10 protein-coding genes are annotated in these 18,352 nt (G+C 51.2%); 6 read left to right on the top strand and 4 right to left on the bottom strand.

Annotation, left to right across the window (positions count from 1 at the left end; genetic code table 11):
* The first annotated feature begins 11 nt into the window (after positions 1 to 11).
* Positions 12 to 779 carry a transglutaminase-like domain-containing protein gene (locus tag KNO90_RS04400; RefSeq protein WP_215113086.1) on the top strand — a complete coding sequence of 256 codons (768 nt, stop codon included), beginning with the start codon at positions 12 to 14 and terminating at the stop codon, positions 777 to 779.
* Positions 780 to 895: 116 nt separating this feature from the next.
* Positions 896 to 6,202 (top strand): SpaA isopeptide-forming pilin-related protein, encoded by a 5,307-nt coding sequence (locus tag KNO90_RS04395; RefSeq protein WP_215113085.1) that lies wholly within the window; start codon positions 896 to 898, stop codon positions 6,200 to 6,202.
* 63 nt (positions 6,203 to 6,265) lie between these two features.
* Here KNO90_RS04395 and KNO90_RS04390 read toward each other — a convergent pair whose 3' ends face one another.
* Positions 6,266 to 7,372: an acyltransferase family protein gene (locus KNO90_RS04390; protein WP_215113084.1), complete on the bottom strand. Its 1,107-nt coding sequence runs from the start codon at positions 7,370 to 7,372 to the stop codon at positions 6,266 to 6,268.
* A 118-nt stretch (positions 7,373 to 7,490) separates the two neighbouring features.
* Positions 7,491 to 9,572 carry a heparinase II/III domain-containing protein gene (locus KNO90_RS04385; RefSeq protein WP_215113083.1) on the bottom strand — a complete coding sequence of 694 codons (2,082 nt, stop codon included), beginning with the start codon at positions 9,570 to 9,572 and terminating at the stop codon, positions 7,491 to 7,493.
* Positions 9,573 to 9,807: 235 nt separating this feature from the next.
* On the opposite strand from KNO90_RS04385, the gene KNO90_RS04380 reads away from it, so the two are divergent.
* Positions 9,808 to 9,975: a hypothetical protein gene (locus KNO90_RS04380; protein ID WP_159562827.1), complete on the top strand. Its 168-nt coding sequence runs from the start codon at positions 9,808 to 9,810 to the stop codon at positions 9,973 to 9,975.
* Between the two features lie 130 nt (positions 9,976 to 10,105).
* On the opposite strand, the gene KNO90_RS04375 is transcribed toward KNO90_RS04380, so the two are convergent.
* Positions 10,106 to 10,969 carry a tyrosine-type recombinase/integrase gene (locus KNO90_RS04375; RefSeq protein ID WP_215113082.1) on the bottom strand — a complete coding sequence of 288 codons (864 nt, stop codon included), beginning with the start codon at positions 10,967 to 10,969 and terminating at the stop codon, positions 10,106 to 10,108.
* Between the two features lie 13 nt (positions 10,970 to 10,982).
* The gene (locus KNO90_RS04370; RefSeq protein ID WP_215113081.1) at positions 10,983 to 11,426 is read right to left on the bottom strand and encodes a sigma factor; all 444 of its coding nucleotides are present in this window, start codon (positions 11,424 to 11,426) and stop codon (positions 10,983 to 10,985) included.
* A gap of 311 nt (positions 11,427 to 11,737) precedes the next feature.
* On the opposite strand from KNO90_RS04370, the gene KNO90_RS04365 reads away from it, so the two are divergent.
* From KNO90_RS04365 to KNO90_RS04355, 3 genes are all read left to right on the top strand, one after another.
* Positions 11,738 to 13,828, top strand: a complete 2,091-nt coding sequence (locus KNO90_RS04365) for a heparinase II/III family protein (protein ID WP_215113080.1) — start codon at positions 11,738 to 11,740, stop codon at positions 13,826 to 13,828.
* Positions 13,829 to 13,941: 113 nt separating this feature from the next.
* Positions 13,942 to 16,011, top strand: coding sequence for an alginate lyase family protein (locus KNO90_RS04360; protein ID WP_214741914.1), 2,070 nt, complete (start codon positions 13,942 to 13,944; stop codon positions 16,009 to 16,011).
* 265 nt (positions 16,012 to 16,276) lie between these two features.
* Positions 16,277 to 18,349 carry a bifunctional metallophosphatase/5'-nucleotidase gene (locus tag KNO90_RS04355; protein WP_215113079.1) on the top strand — a complete coding sequence of 691 codons (2,073 nt, stop codon included), beginning with the start codon at positions 16,277 to 16,279 and terminating at the stop codon, positions 18,347 to 18,349.
* The last annotated feature ends 3 nt before the right edge of the window (positions 18,350 to 18,352 follow it).

The following is an 18,352-nucleotide window of genomic DNA, read 5'->3' as shown; positions in this document are numbered from 1 at the left end:
AGGTTCGTCTCGTGAAGAAATTCTTCGCAGGGATATTGGTATTGTTGTTCGCACTGATTGTGGTGCGACCTGACACCGCTGACGCCGCAAGTGCGCGTGTCGATACACAGACGGGGAAAGTTGAAGTGTACGTCTCGAATCATGATACAGGAACGTTCAAGTTCGAGGTTCGACAAGGGGAGCAGGTTCGTACTTACGATGTCTATAAAGGAATGAATCATTTTAACGTCAACTTCGGGAATGGAGATTATACGTTTATGCTTTATCAGTCATCCGATGGGAAACGCTATAAACGTGTCTATCGTCTCCAAAAAACGGTACGCCTCTCTCATTCGACAGCACCGTACCTCCATTCCATTCAAAATGTCTCCATCGATTCTGCGACGTCGCGTCTCGCCTCGTCGTTGTCACGTTCATCATACTCCACTTCGACGCAAACGCTCGTGACGAGCCGTCACGTCAATCGACTCGTTGACTATGACGACAACAAGCTCATGAAGCTCTCATCCACATACCTGCCGGATAATGCCGAAACGATTCGGACGAAACGGGGGATCTGCTATGACTTTGCGTCCTTGAATGCCGCGCTCCTTCGTGCCCAAGGCATCCCGACCCGGCTTGTCATGGGAACGGCGAAAGGAATCAATGGCTATCATGCATGGAACGAGGTGTTCGTGAACGGAAAGTGGCGTGTCATCGATGTGACGCGTGACGTGACCGAGCGACGGACGACGACTTACCGCGACGCCTCTGACTATCGTGCCACACTCTATGATTGAATGACGACCAAGGTCCCTTCCTGAGAAGGCGGCCTTTTTTTGGTATGTTCTTTGAGGCGAATCTCCTTGTTCCACGTTTGTGATGTCTGCAAACAAAGACACAGGAGGAAACGCACATGAAACGATGGTTATCCATGGTCTTGACCATGTTGCTCGTCGTGCAGCCGTTCGCTGTCTCGCGGATGGCGTATGCGGAAGGGGACCCGGTCATCACGGACCCGCAACCACCGGACAATCCGGTCATGACAATCACCGACAATATTTTGGACGCGTATACGATTCGGACGACCACGACGGAAAACGTCGAGGTGAGTACGGTCACGACGGACTCGATTGTCGAAATCAACTACAACTGGTCAATCCCGAACGGGCACAGCTACACGGACGGATCGACGTTTACGTTCCAGATGCCGAGTGAGTTGAAGGTATATGACGCGGTCACGAATGAACCGCTGAACTTCAACGGTCAGTCGATGGGGACGTATTCGCTTGACCTTGATGGTACGGCGACGATGACGTTTAACGACAACGTCTACAAGTACTCGAACATCCAAGGGACGATTCAAGCCCTGACACAAGTGAAAGAGACGACCGAGATTTCAGAAGAGCGGACGGTCACGATCACCCCAATCGAAAACAAGCTCTCACACACGTTACCGGTCGGATTAAAAAATCCAGGGAAAGACATCACGAAAGCCGGTGTCGCCGACCGACCGTATAACCCGAGCTCCATCGAGTGGACGGTCGAGTTGAACAAAGGGCTGAAACGGATTGAGAATGCCCGTTGGACGGATGTGATTCCTGCTGGCCTGGCGTATCGCGCCGACAGTATGGAAGTAACCCGGCTCGTCATGGCAATGAACGGGAGCGTCATCCGTGAAGAACCGGTGACGGGTCTCACCGTCGACACGACGGATGGTCTTGCTATCGACTTCGGGACAATCCAAAATGCCTATCGTCTCACGTTCATCACTGACATCGTCGATGAAGAGGTGGCGACATTCAACAACGTCACAAATCTCGAAGGAACATCCTTCTCCAAAGCAACGGCCTCAGCGACGGTTGCTGCTGGGCGTGGGACGGAGCTTGAGAAACGGACTGCAGGCTATGACGATGTCAATCAGACCATTTCTTGGCAGTCAGACATCAACTTCCGTCAACGCACTTTAGGCTCGCTCGCGGTGAAGGATTTGTTCACCGACACGCATGAATTGGTCGACCTCACGTTGTATGAAGTGACGCTCGATGCCAATGGGAACATTTCGAATCGAGTTGCGGTTCCTGTGACGACAAGCAACATCACAGACACTGGACTCGAAGGATTTACGCTTGACCTTCCGAAGAACGGGACGGCGTATCAGCTCGACTATACGACACGTGCGAAGAATCGTGTCGTTACCTCCGGTAGTGTGACAAACACAATCGAAGTGAACGGCTGGAAGAAGTCAGCGACACAATCAATTGGACAAGCCGTCTTGCGAAAGGCACACAAGGCGCCCGATTATGCGGCGGAAACAATCGAATGGTCGCTCGAGTTGAACCGGGACAAGCGTGTGATGAACGATGTCGTCATCACGGACACGTTCCCGAACAACGGATTGACATTCATCGGAGATTCGCTGACAATCAGCGGATTGACGAAAGGAACAGACTATACGGTCACGCCTGACGCGAACGGCTTTACCATTCGCTTCAACGTACAATTGATCGATACACATAGCATCACGTATAAGACGGCGTTTGATTACCGCGAGCGTCTGGACGCGAACAATACGAGCTTCATCAACGAAGCGACCGTCGAGTGGGTCGATGAATCATCGAACGGTCGTACGGTGACGACGACGGATTCCGTCCAACCGGCATCGAACACGCGCAACAATGGATTCAAAGGTGGCACATATAACGCCGTCACGAAGGACATCACTTGGAAAGTCGGGATTAACTATCATGAGTATGCGACGACGAACCTGACCGTCACCGACACATGGGAAGGGACGCAAATACCGGACAAGGACTCTTTCACTGTCGCGAAGATGACGCGCGGTAGTGGGGCGAATGCCTACTCCATTGATGCGACACCAATCCCATCGTCTGCTTACAACGTCATGTGGAGTGAGACGGGCTTTGTTCTGACGTTCAACGAACCGACGAGTGACGCATACGTCATCTCGTATGACACGAATATTGGTGATACGAAAATCGCACCGTCGTACAAAAACACGGCCGTCGTCACAGACGGGGCGACGGAGCTCGGGAACTTGCCGGCGACGGTGACGGTTCGTCATGGTGGCGAATACAACGAGAAGCGAGGCATCCAGCAAGGGAAGCTCATCGCCTGGACGATTGACATCAACTTCGGACAATCGTCGTTACAAAACGTCAAACTCCGTGACGTCCCATCGAACAATCAGGACATCTTGCTTGATTCGTTGAGCGTCTATGAGACGACGGTCGCTGCGAACGGTACGGTCACGAAGGCAGGGAAGCTGTCGACGGATGCGTACACGGTCCGAGCGATCCAAGAGATGGGGGAGTTCGAACTTACGTTCAACAATCCGATCGATCGCCCTTACATCTTAGAATATGATTCGTATATCCTGGCCGCGGTCGGGACGGATATCACGAACGACGTCTATTTGACGGCGGACGAGGTCTCTGAGAACACGACGACGAAACAATCGAAGGTCCGAGTCGCCCGCACGTCCGGAATGGGGACGGCGAGTGGAGAACTCGGTGAATTGACAATCACGAAAACGGATGAATTGAGCGAGAAGAACTTGAGTGGGGCCTCGTTCGACTTGGTCGACACGGGTAGTGGTCGTACCGTCCGTCGTGGCACGACAGGTACCGATGGAACATTGACGTTCGGTCGCCTCCTTTATGGGGACTATCGTCTAGTCGAGACGAAAGCGCCGGACGGTTATTTGATTTCGACGGCGTCACGAAACATCACCATCGCAAAAGTGAAGGAAGCGACGACCGTCAAAAACAACACGATTCGTCAAGACGTCGAATTGACGAAGACGTCGACTTCCGGCAAGGTGCTCGAAGGAGCAGAATTCACGTTATATGACGCTTCGGACAACATTGTCCGCCAAGGGCTCGTGACGGACAAGGACGGTAAGATCAACGTGACCGACCTCGAGCCGGGCATGTATGCCTTCGTCGAGACGAAAGCGCCGACGGGTCATCTCCTTGATGCGAAGAAGCATGGTTTCTCTATCGTAAAAGACCAACTGACAACTACAAAAGTCGGTGTACAGAACCAACCGTTCAAATCGATCGAATTGACGAAAGTCGATTGGAAGATGGGCTTGGCGCTCCCAGGTGCCGTTTTTGACTTGAAAGACATGAATGGAAACACGCTCCGTAGTGGGCTCGCGGCCGATGCGTTCGGTGTCCTATTGATCGAGGATCTCAATCTCGGCACATACCAACTCGTCGAGACGAAAGCGCCGGACGGGTACGTGTTGCCCGAGAAGGCGTACACGTTCACGGTGACGCTTGAAAGTGACGCCGTTCAAAAAGACAACGTCAAAAATGAGACGATGAAGCGTGTGAAGCTGACGAAAGTCGACAAAGACACGAACGCCGTCCTTCAAGGCGCGGTCTTCACGTTATATAACAGCAAGAACGAAGTCGTCCGTGACAACGTGACGACGGGAGCAGATGGGACAATCGTCGTCGACCGATTGGACATCGGCACGTACACGTTCGTCGAGAAGACCGCACCGACCGGCTACATCTTAGACAAGACACCACATGCGTTCACGGTCGAGTACGGACAAGACGTCGATGAACAGATCACCATCACGAATGAACAACAAAAGTCGGTCCGTCTCGTCAAGACGGACGTGATCACCGGCTCACGTCTCGCCGATGCGACGTTCTCGCTCTATCAACAGAGTGGCGTCCTCGTTCAGGCAGGATTGAAGACGGATGCGAACGGGGAGATCCGGGTCGACCGATTGAACCCGGGTGCGTATTATTTCCAAGAGACAATTGCCCCATCAGGATACATGCTAGACATGACGGCACGTCCGTTCATGCTCGTACGCGGAACGAACGACGTGACGGAAGTCTATGCCACGAACGATTCGTACAAAGCGGTCCGAATGACGAAAGTCGACTCGGAAACAGGCGACCGTTTAGTGGGAGCGACATTTAAACTGGTTAACACGTTTGGTACGACAATCCGCGAGGGACTCGTGACGGACGCGACGGGTGAGATTTATGTCAGCGGCCTCACACCAGGTAGCTATGCGTTTATCGAAACGAAAGCACCAGACGGTTACTTGCTCGATACGAAAGAGCACACGTTCAGCGTGGTAGCACGTCAAGCGGCACCGACGACACTCACCATCACGAATGAACAGAAAAAGTCAGTCCGTCTCACGAAGACGGATGTCGCGACAAGCAATGTACTTCTGGGCGCGACATTTGACTTGATCGATGCGTCGGGTGACGTCGTCCGTGAAGGACTCGTCACAGATGCGTCTGGAGAGATCTTCGTTCGCGACCTCGAACCGGGCGACTACGCCTTCGTCGAGACGAAGGCGCCGGCAGGTTACATCTTAGATACGACAAAACACGAGTTCACGCTCACACGCGGGACGAATGAAGTTCTCGCGGTCGACGTGACGAACGACTCGTACAAAGCGGTCCGTCTTATCAAGACAGACAGTGAGTCTGGTGATGTCTTGGCCGGTGCGACGTTCAAGCTGTTGAATGATAAAGGGGAACTCGTGAAAGCGGACCTCGTCACGAATGAAGACGGAGAGATTGTCGTCGAGGAGCTCGTCCCAGGTGATTATCAATTCGTCGAGACGAAGGCACCGAAGGGGTACTTCTTAGATGAGACATCGTATCCGTTCACGTTCGAGCGGGGTGATGTCGAGAAGACGCTCAAGGTCGAAAACGACCGTATCAAGACACTACTCGTCAAGAAGGTCGATGAAGAGACGGGCGAACCACTCGAAGGGGCTACGTTCACATTGACCGATGCAACCGGTGAGGTGTTCACCTTTACGACGGATGCGTCGGGCGAAGCGCGCGTGACCGATTTGAGACTCGGCACGTATACGCTCGTGGAAACTGAGGCACCGTTCGGCTATGAGTTGGACGAGACGCCACGGGTGATCCGATTCGAGCGCGGTGGTGCGAACGAGCAACAGATCATCGTGGAAAACTCGGCAGTGTATTTCGAATTTGAAGAGCCTCAGATTCCAGGAGGAAGCGGAGAAAGCGGAAATGGTGACGCGGATACCGAATCGACTCTTGGAGCAGGCGACAATAAGAAATCGACATTGACGGAACGCCTCCCGTTCTTAGGGGGAGAGTCCTCGAATAGTTGGTGGATCGGCTTGTTGCTCCTTGTTATCGGGAGCGCCTTCTTATGGCGAACAAGACGGAAAGCCGTTTGAGTCAAAGTAGTTGTGTCAATATATGCATAACAAAAACGGAACCTCCAGAGGGTTCCGTTTTTGTTATGCAGTCTGTTTTTGCTGTTGCTGTTCTTGACGTCGATGAATGAGTTTACGTCCGAGCTGAATCCCAGGGCGCTCGATCATTCGATACGTGATGGATGCGATGACGCCAGAGACGACGAGCGTCACGAGGAACGTCAACAGCCATACCGTCGTCACATGATATTGCTGGGTCCACGTCTCGTTGAAGAGGTGATTGACCCAGTCGAGGACGAAAAAGTGGACGAGATATAGGCTGAAACTGATATGCCCGATATACTGCATCACCCGATGATTGAGGATGCGCCCCCGAATACCAGATAATCCAAGTGCCAACAGACAAAAGGCGAGACCGAACAGCGCATGTTTCGGAAACGCGCTATAGACATCATATGGTGTAATTGCAAGGACGGTAAGTACTGCAATCGAGCCGAACGTCATCGCATAGTGCGTTCGTATGGACCATGACTGGTCGCGCCACACGAGATAAAGTGTGACTCCCATCAAAAAGATTGGCAACTGGTTCGGGAACCAATAAAAAGCGAAACTCTTCACGTCCATGAATGGCTGACTCGTTTCGGTCAGGAAATGCAGGACGATACTGAGAACGAGCGTCGATGTCGTCCATAAGATCCCTTGTCGCACTGTCTTAATCCATTTGAATAGAAGCGGCACACATGCGTAAAATAAAAATTCGTTCGAGATCGACCAGCCACCCGGCACGAGACTGAACAGCCACTCTGGATGCAGGACGTTCGTGAACGTCAACGTCGAGACCAACAGGGAGAGTGTCACGTCAGGATAGGCTGTCGAAATCCCAATGAATTCATTAAGTACATCAAAACTTAAATAAAAGAGCAAGGCAGCATAAAACATCGGCGCAATCCGGAAAAAGCGCTTCGTGTAGAAGTCCTGGAGCGGAATCTTTCGTGATGCCGTATAGCGTTCCAATGAATAGAACAACGTGAACGCGCTGACGATGAAAAAGAGTTGGACGCCGCGCGACCCTTGTATCCCGATATGATATAACCAATCGGGCAACTCTTGGAGGGAGCGTGTCGAGTGTGTCAACACGACCCCGAGGATGGCATAACCGCGAAGGGCATCTAAAAAACTGAGCTTCTGCACCTGATATAATCTCCTCTATACATTCCATTTTTTTCTTTCCATCACAATCTAGCATGTCGACGATGACGTGTCTATTTCATTCCAGCACTTGTGTTCAAACTGTAAAATAGCATTTACATTAAATCGGGACGGACATCTGTCGCGTCTCTTTATTCGAGAGCGTGTACGTCACGATATAGTTCGAACCAGATACTTTCACATTCGCCGACCGGATCGTCGTCTTCGACTGGTCGAGTCGGATGAGCGTGAGATAGCGCACGTCTTTCCCGGTGTTATACGAGATGACTTGCGGACGGGGCTTCCATTCGTAATCCTCGACGGCGACGAAGCTCGTGCTGTTGCGCATCGATGAATTTTTCAAATTGAGCTGTATGAGCTGGATTGTCCGATCGTTCGAGTCGCCATAGACGACGTTCTGGGTCGCCATCGAACTCTGGAGCAGTTTCAGACCTTCCGCAAGGTGGAATCGTTGCACGAACTTTGAAGTCGTCGGGGAGCTGATCCGGTCATAGACGACGAGTGTCTGTTGCCTGTCATAAACGAGCGTCCGCCGGTGCGTCGTCCCGTTTCCGATGAGTTGGCTCTCTCCAATCGTAAGGAGCGAGGAGCCGAGATTTTGCACGGTCTTGATGTTGCTCTTCCCACGCATCGTGGAACGGAGGTCGAGGTTCGCACCGTCGCGGTGGATGGTATTATGGGCATCGACGCCAAAGACACGCTGACGCTCGGGACGATTTGTATAGCCATAGCGTCCCGTCTCGATGATGAAGTCGCGCCCGAGCCCGTACAGGTCGATGCTCAAGTCATCGGCATGTTTATGGGCACTGCTGTGGTAGCCGGCCGTCATCATCACCTGGGTCGCCTGGTTGAATGCGCGAGGTGGAGATGCCCAGTATTCGCGCATGAAGCTATATTGGTTGCTGATTCGTTTCGCCGTGACGGGCGGACGCGTCCCTTCCTTCCCTTGGGTGAGGGCGAAGACCAGTTCAGGGAAGTCCTCGATATGCGGAATGATCGAAGTGTTCCGTCTGACGCCGGACGTGTCCCCGAAAATCGGGAGTGCCCCGTTCGGTTTGATCATATAGGTCAGCTGCTTCGGCATCTGTTCAACCCGTGCCATGCTCGAAGGGAGTGAGAAGCGGTTCGCTTCTGCCCAAATGAGGAAACGGTCGAGTACGTGATAAATATAGGACTGATAGCCGGGCGAGTGCTCGAGATGGACGGCGTCCGACGTGATGCTGTGCCGAATTTGTTTATCGAGGCGACTATCGGCGAGCGTCTTCCATGCTCTGCTCTGGTCGAACTGTGGGAACGTCTGCGCGATGGCGGTGAGCGCCATGTCTTGGAAGATCCCATGGTTGTGATCATTTTTATAGAAGCTAGCCGTTGCGAGTAACGTACCGTGGTCGTGCAGGGTGCGTAACATCAGACCGGTGAACGCCGTATCTTTATAGAGAGAAGACGATTTGTAGGCATCCCAAAAATTTAAGAGATGGAATGTCCGAATCGACGTGCCATGGTCGTTATACGGCCAACGGTACTGTTTGTAGTTCGCAATCGGATGGGCTTTCGTCCAACTTTTAACGACCCGTACCCCGTACTTCAAATAAGCGGTATTGCCGGTCTCGTTATACGCCTGGGTCAATTGATTGAGCACCGTCAAATAGTGAATTTGGAACGGATAGGAATTGCTCGACGAGCTCGGGATGTCCCGGTGCCAGTCGAACGTATCGATATTTGGGACGGACAATTGATATGGTTTTGACGGGATCGACCAATCTCCTCGAATCGCACGATTGGCATAATCGACAGCGCGCGTAGGTGTCAATTGTTCATATTCATATGGCGCGTGAGGTGGCATCTGTTTCATATACTCATGCGCCAGTCGTGCCGTTCCGCTCGACTTCAGGTTCGAAGCGGTGAGTGGGTCTCCGAGTAAGAGTTTGGCCTGACTTTTTTTTATGTATATTTTTTTCGTATTACTCAGTGCGATATAGTACCAGCCGGACGTACTGATGGCTGTGTAGCGTTTCGTTGTCGAATACGCTGCCACTTTCGTCAATCGACCGTTCTTCATTTCGTAGACGGTCGCATTCGGAATGGAGCGAATATCGAAAGGGTTCGTCGCGGCCTGTACGGAATCGGTCGGGGTCATGCCCCAGACTCCAATCAAGACGAGGACGAGAAAAATTCGTTTCATGGATACACCTCAATAAATTTGGATTTACTTCTTTTTCAAAGTATACCATGAGGTGAGTTTATTCCCTTAATTTTCTATATCCTCTTTGTTTTTAAGAGAGACGTGATTAACCTGTCTTCCACAACGCGAGATGAAGAAGTACGATCGGTACATATTGAGATCTTATTTGGGAAAATATGATAAAGTGAGGTGGGTCGAATGCGTTGTATGTTATATGTCAAAGGAGAAGATGTGAATGAAGCACGTTAGTTTGTTTTTGTTACTATTTTTTGTGACGGCACTCGTGATTTACGGAATCTCACTGACCGCGCCGGGGTTATTGGTACCGATTGTGTACTTGGCTATTGCGGCATTGATTGGAATCATCGTGTACTTACTCAAAGTGTATATCGTAAACAGGTAAGAACGATTCGACTTCAATCAGCGATGGACCGATTTTGTTCAAGCAGATATCGATATCATCATCCTTAACCGATTTCCAAACGAAATAAGGCCGACCTGTGAATAGGTCGGCCTTCTTTATCTGGTCTGACTTAATCCAACGTCAACCGTTCGACCGCATCGCGCAAATGATTCTCGCGGACGCGAATGTACCGACGTGTCGTCTTCGGCTCGGCATGTCCGAGTAATTCAGATAACGTCGTCTCCATGACCCCTTTGTCATATAGGTGTGTCGTAAACGCGTGCCGGAGCGTATGAGACGTGACGGGATAGCCGAGTACTTCGATGGCAGCTGTGGTCAAATGGCGATTGATGGTCGTTTTACAAATCAAGGCGCCACGTGCAGAAGGGAAGACATACGGCGAATCCACGAGTCGTCGCTCCTCATCGAGATAGGTAGAGATGACAGTATAGATTTGATCATTCAATGGGATTTTCCGAGGTTTTCCCGTTTTGGATTCAAGGACATACACGATTCGCTCCTTTAAATTGATGGCATCACATGTCAGCATGCGTACCTCATTGATCCGCATGCCCGTATGGAGCTGAAAGGTTAAAAAGGTACGATACAGAGGACTGTCAATCGCCTCGATGACGGCGGACAACTGTCTAGGAGAGGGAATCTCCGAAGCTTGTCGCGCGGTCACTTTTACCCGTAGTTGATGGAAAGGATTATGAGTGACAAGGTGTTCGGCGATCGCCCAGTCATATAATCCACGGAGCGCGCTCAAATAGTTGTTGATGGTCACAGGCTGACATCCTCCGGAACGGAGAGCATCGAGATACGGGATGATGTCTTGTCTCGTCTTGAAATCATCGAGTGTTCGTTCGTCTCCCATGATTTGCTGGAATCGGGCGAATTTATAAGCCGCCTGACTGACCGTGTTGTTCGATTTTCCGGTCATGCGTAAGTAGTGGATATGCTGGTCGACAGCGTCCTTCATGTGTAAGGTCATCTTCATTCTCCTCTTACTCGTTGTCCTCACGGAGCATCCGCTGGAGTTCCGCCTTATAGGCACGGAGGCGGCTCGGGGAGTATCCGAGCGAGGCTTCGGTTCCGTGAAGCATATGGCAGAGTAAGGTGAAATGACGATTTGGTAAAGTGGAACGCTTGTCGTCTAGCCAAAGGGACAGCGGCATCTCGCTCTTGTCGATTTGTTCGGGGAGTCGCTCACTCGTCACCTCGTGTTGGAGCGTCTTCGCCTGCTTGGCGCGCTCGTTCAAAATCGCTCCACGGATACGGATGAAACAGTAGGTTTTCCCTAGCGTCTTGCCGTCTTGGATGGCTCGCCATAAGGCGATCCGTGCCGTCTGGGCGGCATCGTCGACTTCGTTCGGATGGAGATGGAGTTGTCGGATGACGTAAAAGATCATTGGTTCCCACTCTTTGATTTGTTCGTTTGCGTCTAGCATGATGGGCTGCTTTCCCGCGCGCGTCTCAAGTTTCCTAGGTGGATACAGCATAATGGTTGTTATAGAGAATTGATGCTTTTGATTCATAAGGATTGGCGCAATGGGGATACAGCATTTCGAGGTTACCTCTTGTTTGATTTGACGAAACATCAACGTTGGCAGGGTGCGAAATCTGCATAACAACCATTATAGAAGGATGTCGAGTCTGAATTTTCTAAAAAGGTGAACGATATCCAAGTTTTAGTTGTTTATCATTCTGTTAATGGATATAATTTACAGGGTGAAATCAAACAGAAACTGTGAGGAATATCATGAAACCTTTGTATACACGATTGTCCATCGGTGCGTTGAGCGGGATGCTCCTATTCGCGCCGGTGACGACGGCTTCGGCCAACTCAGACTTTAACGTGCGCGTCGCTCCGTCGACGACGCTGCATGAGATGAAAGGGAAGAAACTGGTCCCGTTACAAAAGACGAATACGACAAAAGAGTATCGCATCGTTCGCCCATCCGGATGGTATTATTTGGCCATGTCTGGTGGCAAACGGATTTATATCAAGAAAAGTCAAGCGGAGGTCGTCCCGGCTCGCTCATTGACGAAATCACGGATCCAATCGAAGACGAACCGTCCGCTCATTCATACATATATGAAAGAGACCGATACTCACGTTCCGTATGAATATGATTCGCTCTCGACCGAAAAGGCGAAACAGTACGCGGACCAGGCACTTGCCGGCAACTGGTACATCCCGGCGGAGCCGAAACAATTGTCTGTTCCGAACATCGACACATTCAACTGGCATAAGGACGTCCCGGCTGTCGACAATAACTCGTTCCCGTTCCAAATCCACTATATGACGGTGCTCAATCAATTGACCCAGGCGTATAACGACTCAGGCGACCTCGCCTATCTCAAATATGGCGAGCGTCTCGTCAAAAGCTGGACGAAAGCGCATCCGGCCTATAACTACAAGCGACTCAAGTGGGGATACAATGACCAGGGGACCGCGCTTCGTGTCTTCCATCTGTTGAACTTCTGGGATGTATACAAACAGACGTCGCTGAACAAAGACCCGGCGTTCACCGAGCTCATCTTGAAGACGTTGTATGAGCACGGTGAGATTTTAGCATCCGCTGACTTCTATAAAAAAGAGCACAACCATGGAATCTTCCAAGACATGGCACTCACAGCAATCGCACAGACGTTCCCAGAGTTCGACAAGAGTAAGACGTGGCAGTCCCTCGCGAGCTCGCGCCTTCAGGCACAACTTGCCTTCAGCATTTCGCCGGACGGGACTCACCTCGAACATTCACCTTACTACCATGTATACGTGTATGAAACGTTGTCGCAGTTTATCGAATGGGCCAACGCCAACGCCTTCGTCTTGCCGTCGCGGTCGGGGTATATCGAGAAGATGCCAGATCAGCTTACTTATATGTTGAAACCGAACCGAACGCTCCCGATTTTCGGTGATACGACAGGCTATTTAAAAGCGATGAACATCATTCCAAAGACCGAGAACTATCCGGAACTCTCTTACGCCGTCAGTGGTGGGGCAGAAGGGACGGTGCCGCAACAGTTGACGAAACAACTCGGTGACCAGTACAGCTTCATGCGTGAATATTGGTCACGTCCACCGGAGTCGTTCTCGGGAGCGACCCAAGTGATGATGACGGCGGGGTATCATAGTACCGCCCACAAGCACGCCGATGACTTGAGCATCGACCTGTATGGGCTCGCTCGTGACTTCATCGTCGAGACGGGACGCTTTGGCTACTCGACGGACCCACGACGCCGGGAAGTGCTCAAAGTCGAGGCGCACAACACCGTGCACCGCTACGGGGATGGTCTTGATTTGAGCGCGAGTATGGTCGGCAAGAGCCGAATCGTATCGGTCGAGGACAAGGGCGATACGAGTATCGCCATCGGAGAGAGTGCCCTCGTCGGGAAAGGCGCGACCCATCGCCGGACGCTTGTCTATGACAAGGCGAAGATGCTCGTCGTCTACGATAAGATCACTTCTCCGGCACCGGACATGTTCGTGCAGCGATTCCATCTCGGCGATGGCTTGAAGCCATACGCCGGCTCGACAGACGCTCAAAACGTGACGTTCCGAGATGACAAGCGCCGGACGATTCAGTTGATGCAGCTCGAGACGGACGAAGAATCATACATGTCGATTCAACCGAGTCATTTGTCTGTCCGTAACTTCGAGTGGAAACCACGTGAACAAGTCGTCTCGATCGAGTATGGGGATGACGTCCGTTACCTCACGCTCATCCGGATCGACCGGACGAGCACGTCGATCGTCGACGCCTCATTAGCCGAGCAACCCGAGCAATACGTCGTCACGTATACGCTCTCGAACGGCACGACAAATACAATCAATGTACCAAAATGAGCATGGCCCAGCGGAAGCTGGGCTTTTTTGTGTGAACGACTGGGTAACTCTTGAATCCCACCATTTGCTAAGGTAGAATTTTCAAGTATAACGATTGACAAGTGAGGGAACGAATGGAACATTCAATTGCAAGACTCGTCGCCCAGTTCGGTGGCTCGCTCGCGGCACGGGGAAGCCACGGGTGGGACGTCGTCATCTCGGCGGGGACGATGTGTTATCAGTGGAAAGGAAGACGGGTCACACCAGAGGCTCGACTCGAGAAGACCAAGACGGGTCGACTCATGCGCCCATACGGTCGTTATTATGTCGTTCGTCTTGACGGCAAACAGATGCTCGTCCAAACGCCCGATGCGATGCTCGTCTTGACGCATCCGCTCACAAAGGCGAGACTAGCCGACCGGATGGAGCGACTGCTCGTGCATCAGTATATGCGTGACAAGCGTCCCATCGCTCCGTACCGCTATGAACGGTTGACAGATGATCAGGCCGTGCGTTTTGCGGACGGTGTCTTACTAGGGAACTGGTATATTCCGGCGGCACCCGATGCCTTACGTGTCGCCGACATTTCGACGTTTGATTGGGACCGCATGGTACCGGAAGTGGACAACAACTCTTTTCGCCTTCAGCTCCATTATTTGACGACCGTCCATCAGTTGACGCGTGCTTTCGAAGTGACGGGCAATATCGACTACATAGAACATGCGGCGCGCATCGTCGACAGTTGGCATGCTCATCATCCTGCTTTCACGGTCAGTCGAAAACGGGTGGCATACCACGAGCATGGCACGGCAATCCGGGTATTCCACCTGCTCGGGTTCTTTGAGGCGTATCGATGCGCGAACGTAAAAGATGACCCTAATAGGACGGAACGAATCTTAAAAATGTTGTACGACCATGCGGTCCTTTTGGCGACGCCGACGTTTTATCGTCCGCGTCATAATCACGGGATTTTCCAGGACATGGCGCTCTTCGCCATCGCCTCCTGTTTCCCGGAGTTCGACCGGAGCCCGGAATGGGAACGGGTCGCCCGCGCGCGTCTCGATGCCCAGCTCGATTCGAGTCTTGCTATGGACGGGACCCATCTCGAACATTCGCCAGGCTATCACGTGTACGTCTATCATATTCTTAGCCGCTTCGTCGACTGGACGAACGTGAACGGCTTCCCGTTGTCCGACCGATTTGACGTCATCGACGCGATGCCGGGGCGTCTCGTCCATCTGATTAAGCCGAACCGGACCCTCCCGATGGTCGGGGATACGGGCGGTCAAATCCGAGGACGGCATCTGATCCCGCGGGTCGAATCGCATCCACAGCTCGACTATGCACTGAGTGGGGGACAGGGAGGAATTTGTCCGACTGAACGAATGGTGAATCTCGGTTCGAATTATGCCGTCATGCGTGAATATTGGACACATCCGAAGCGTCCGTTCAGTGACGCGACGCATCTCTTGATGACAGCCGGCTATCATGGCCCCGCCCATAAACATGCGGATGACTTGAGCCTTGAATTGTATGGACTCGGTCGCGACTTCATCGTCGAGGCGGGACGTTATGGGTATGCGGATTGTCCGGAACGAGCGGAGGCGATGCGTGTCATGTCACACAACACCGTCCATCGTCTCGGGGAAGAACTTGACCTATCCGTTGATCGGGTCGGAGAAAGTGGGATTGTATCTGTCGAACCGATTGGAAAGCAGGTAGTGGCGACAGGTGTGAGTCGTCTTATCGGAAAGGGAGCGGTCCATACTCGGAAAGTGGTTTACGATCAGGCACGAACACTCGTCGTCTATGATCGGATCACGTCACCGGAACCTGACCTGTTCGTCCAAAGATTCCATGTGGCACCTGGACTAGAGCTCGTCGAAGGAACACCGGAATCACAAGATGTTCGCTTCAAGGATGCATCGAATCGAGCCATTCAATTCGTTCAACTGATGACGGGTGACGAGTCGTATATGACGATTGAAGAAAGTCACGTGTCGGTTCGTGATTTTGAATGGGTGAAGCGTCCGCAAGTCGTGTCCATCGAGTGTGGGACCGAGGTTCGCTTCATGACGTTGATTCGACTCGACCGAACCAATTCGCGCATCGTTAAAACAGAAGTGGTGGAGACGAAGGGAAGTTCTGTCGTCTCCTACTGGTTAGCGAGCGGGACGAAGCACGTCATCCGTATTCCTCATTGACTATATGATGAAATAGTAGAATAAAAATCTGCTTTGATGAATTTTGTCAATTGAGGAATCGTTTTTTGTGAAAATTGTAAAAACCTTAAAAATCTTCAATTTGTGATTGTTTATTCGCGTCGTTTCCGTTACGTTAGAACTAGAGCGATTTGTACATATGAGGGAAAAACGGACGACTTTGGGGTAAGGGAATTTAGTATAAAGTCGAATGATGTAAGCGCTTCCTTTGTGTGTCCTCTTCGCAAATCTGAAAGGGGAATTGGACATGACTAAGAAATCATCTCGTAAGTTGTATACAGCACTCGCTGTAGCGGCCGTGTCAACAGCATCGCTCGCACCAGTTGCTGTAACGGAAGCTGCGTCAAAAGCACCAGTCGTGAAAGCGAAATCGGCTTATGTGTATGCAGGGGACTTGGACGCGGCATTAGATGCTACATATGAAGGCGCACCAATCCATTGGTACAAATCAAGCGTGAACTTGGAGAAATTAGGTACATTCCAAACAGCTAAAGGAATCGTCAAGGGCAAAGGGAAGTACATTGAAAAACGTGTACGCGTCCTCGATCATCCGATTGAAATCCTTCCACCGTCTGAGCCACTCGTGTTCAAACAAGGGAAGCCAGCACTTGGCATCGTGAAGCAACAAGTAAAATTCGCAAGTGGCACGTATGAAAAGGCAGTACGTTGGAGCAAGATTGACACGAGTGAAGTCGGCGAATTCGTCGCGACGGCTACATATACAAACCGTGGAAAAACAATCACACTTGAAGTTCCTTATACAGTAGAAGGCTACAAACTCTCCATCATGCACACGAACGACACACACGCAGCGCTTGACCTCGCACCAAAACGTGCGACAGCAATCAAGCAAATTCGTGCGGAGAAGCCAGATAGCCTCTTGATCGACGCAGGGGACGTCTTCTCGGGTTCGCTTTACTTCAACGAGTTCAAAGGTCAAGCCGATCTTAAACTCATGAACTACATGAAGTACGATTTGATGGTACCGGGTAACCACGAATTTGACCTCGGTACAGAGCAAGGGCACAAAGAACTTGCTGATTTTGTTCGTTATGCGAACTTCCCGTTCGTCAGCTCGAACGTCAACTATTCAAATGACCAATACATGAAGAGCCTCTACCGTGACGAAGTTTCGCAAAAAGCGTATAACGGTCGTCTTTACGAAGGGGTCATCAAAGTGGTCGATGGTGAAAAAGTCGGATTCTTTGGTTTGACGACGGAAGAAACGGCGACAATCGCTAGTCCAGGTCCGATTCAATTCCAAAACTACATTGCAGAAGCACAAAAAGCGGTCGACGCATTCAAAGAAATGGGTGTTGACCAAATCGTTGCGGTCTCGCACCTTGGCTACAATGACAACCCGGAATTCGACAACGACTTGTTGCTTGCTGAAAACGTAGACGGAATCGATATCATCGTCGGTGGTCACACGCACACTCGTTTGAGCGAACCGGTCCTCATCACACAAGGAAAAACAGAGCCGACGGTCATCGTTCAAGCGGACCAATACAGCAATTTCCTCGGAACAGTTGATGTCGAGTTCGACAAAGATGGAAAAATCATCAAACATGCAGGCAGCTTGATTGACGTGAAGGGACTTCAACCAGATCCATACGCGGTCGAATTGCTCGCACCATTTAAAGATGTCGTCGATACAATCAGCCAAGACCCAATCGGCGTCTCACTCACAGCTCCACTCGATAACCCACGTGACAAAGGTGACGTCAACGCACCGAGTGTCCGTAAAAATGAGACAGCGCTCGGTAACTTGATTACAGACGGTATGCTCACGAAAGCGAAAGAATATGATTCTGCTGTCATCGGTGCCGTTCAAAACGGTGGTGGAATCCGTGCAGCAATCGATGCTGGTCCTGTTACGACAGGTGAAGTGTTGACGACACTTCCATTCGGAAACACACTTGCCATCATGAACTTGAAAGGTAGCGAGTTGAAAGCAGCCTTCGAGCGTAGCGTTGGTATTTATCCAATCGAAAACGGTGGATTCCTTCACGTATCTGGATTCAAAGTATTGTTCGACAGCTCGAAACCAGCTGGTGAGCGCATCGTCAGCTTGCAATATAACAATGGTACAGAGTTCGTTGATGTCGAAGATGCGACGAGCTATAAAGTTGCAACGAACTTCTTCACTGCACAAGGTGGAGACAACTATGTAGAATTTAAGACGGCATTTGAAGATGGTCGCGTCAACGACCTCGGTCTCATCGACTGGGAAAACTTCCGCGATCACTTGATCAGCCTTGGTGAAGAAGTTACACCAGCTGTTGAAGGACGTATCGTCGACGTCAACGCAGCAGAGTAAGTG

Source organism: Exiguobacterium sp. s63, from assembly GCF_018617335.1.
Lineage (GTDB): Bacteria > Bacillota > Bacilli > Exiguobacteriales > Exiguobacteriaceae > Exiguobacterium.
The sequence above is the reverse complement of the archived record's forward strand: the minus strand, read 5'-3'. Positions and strand labels throughout refer to the sequence as shown.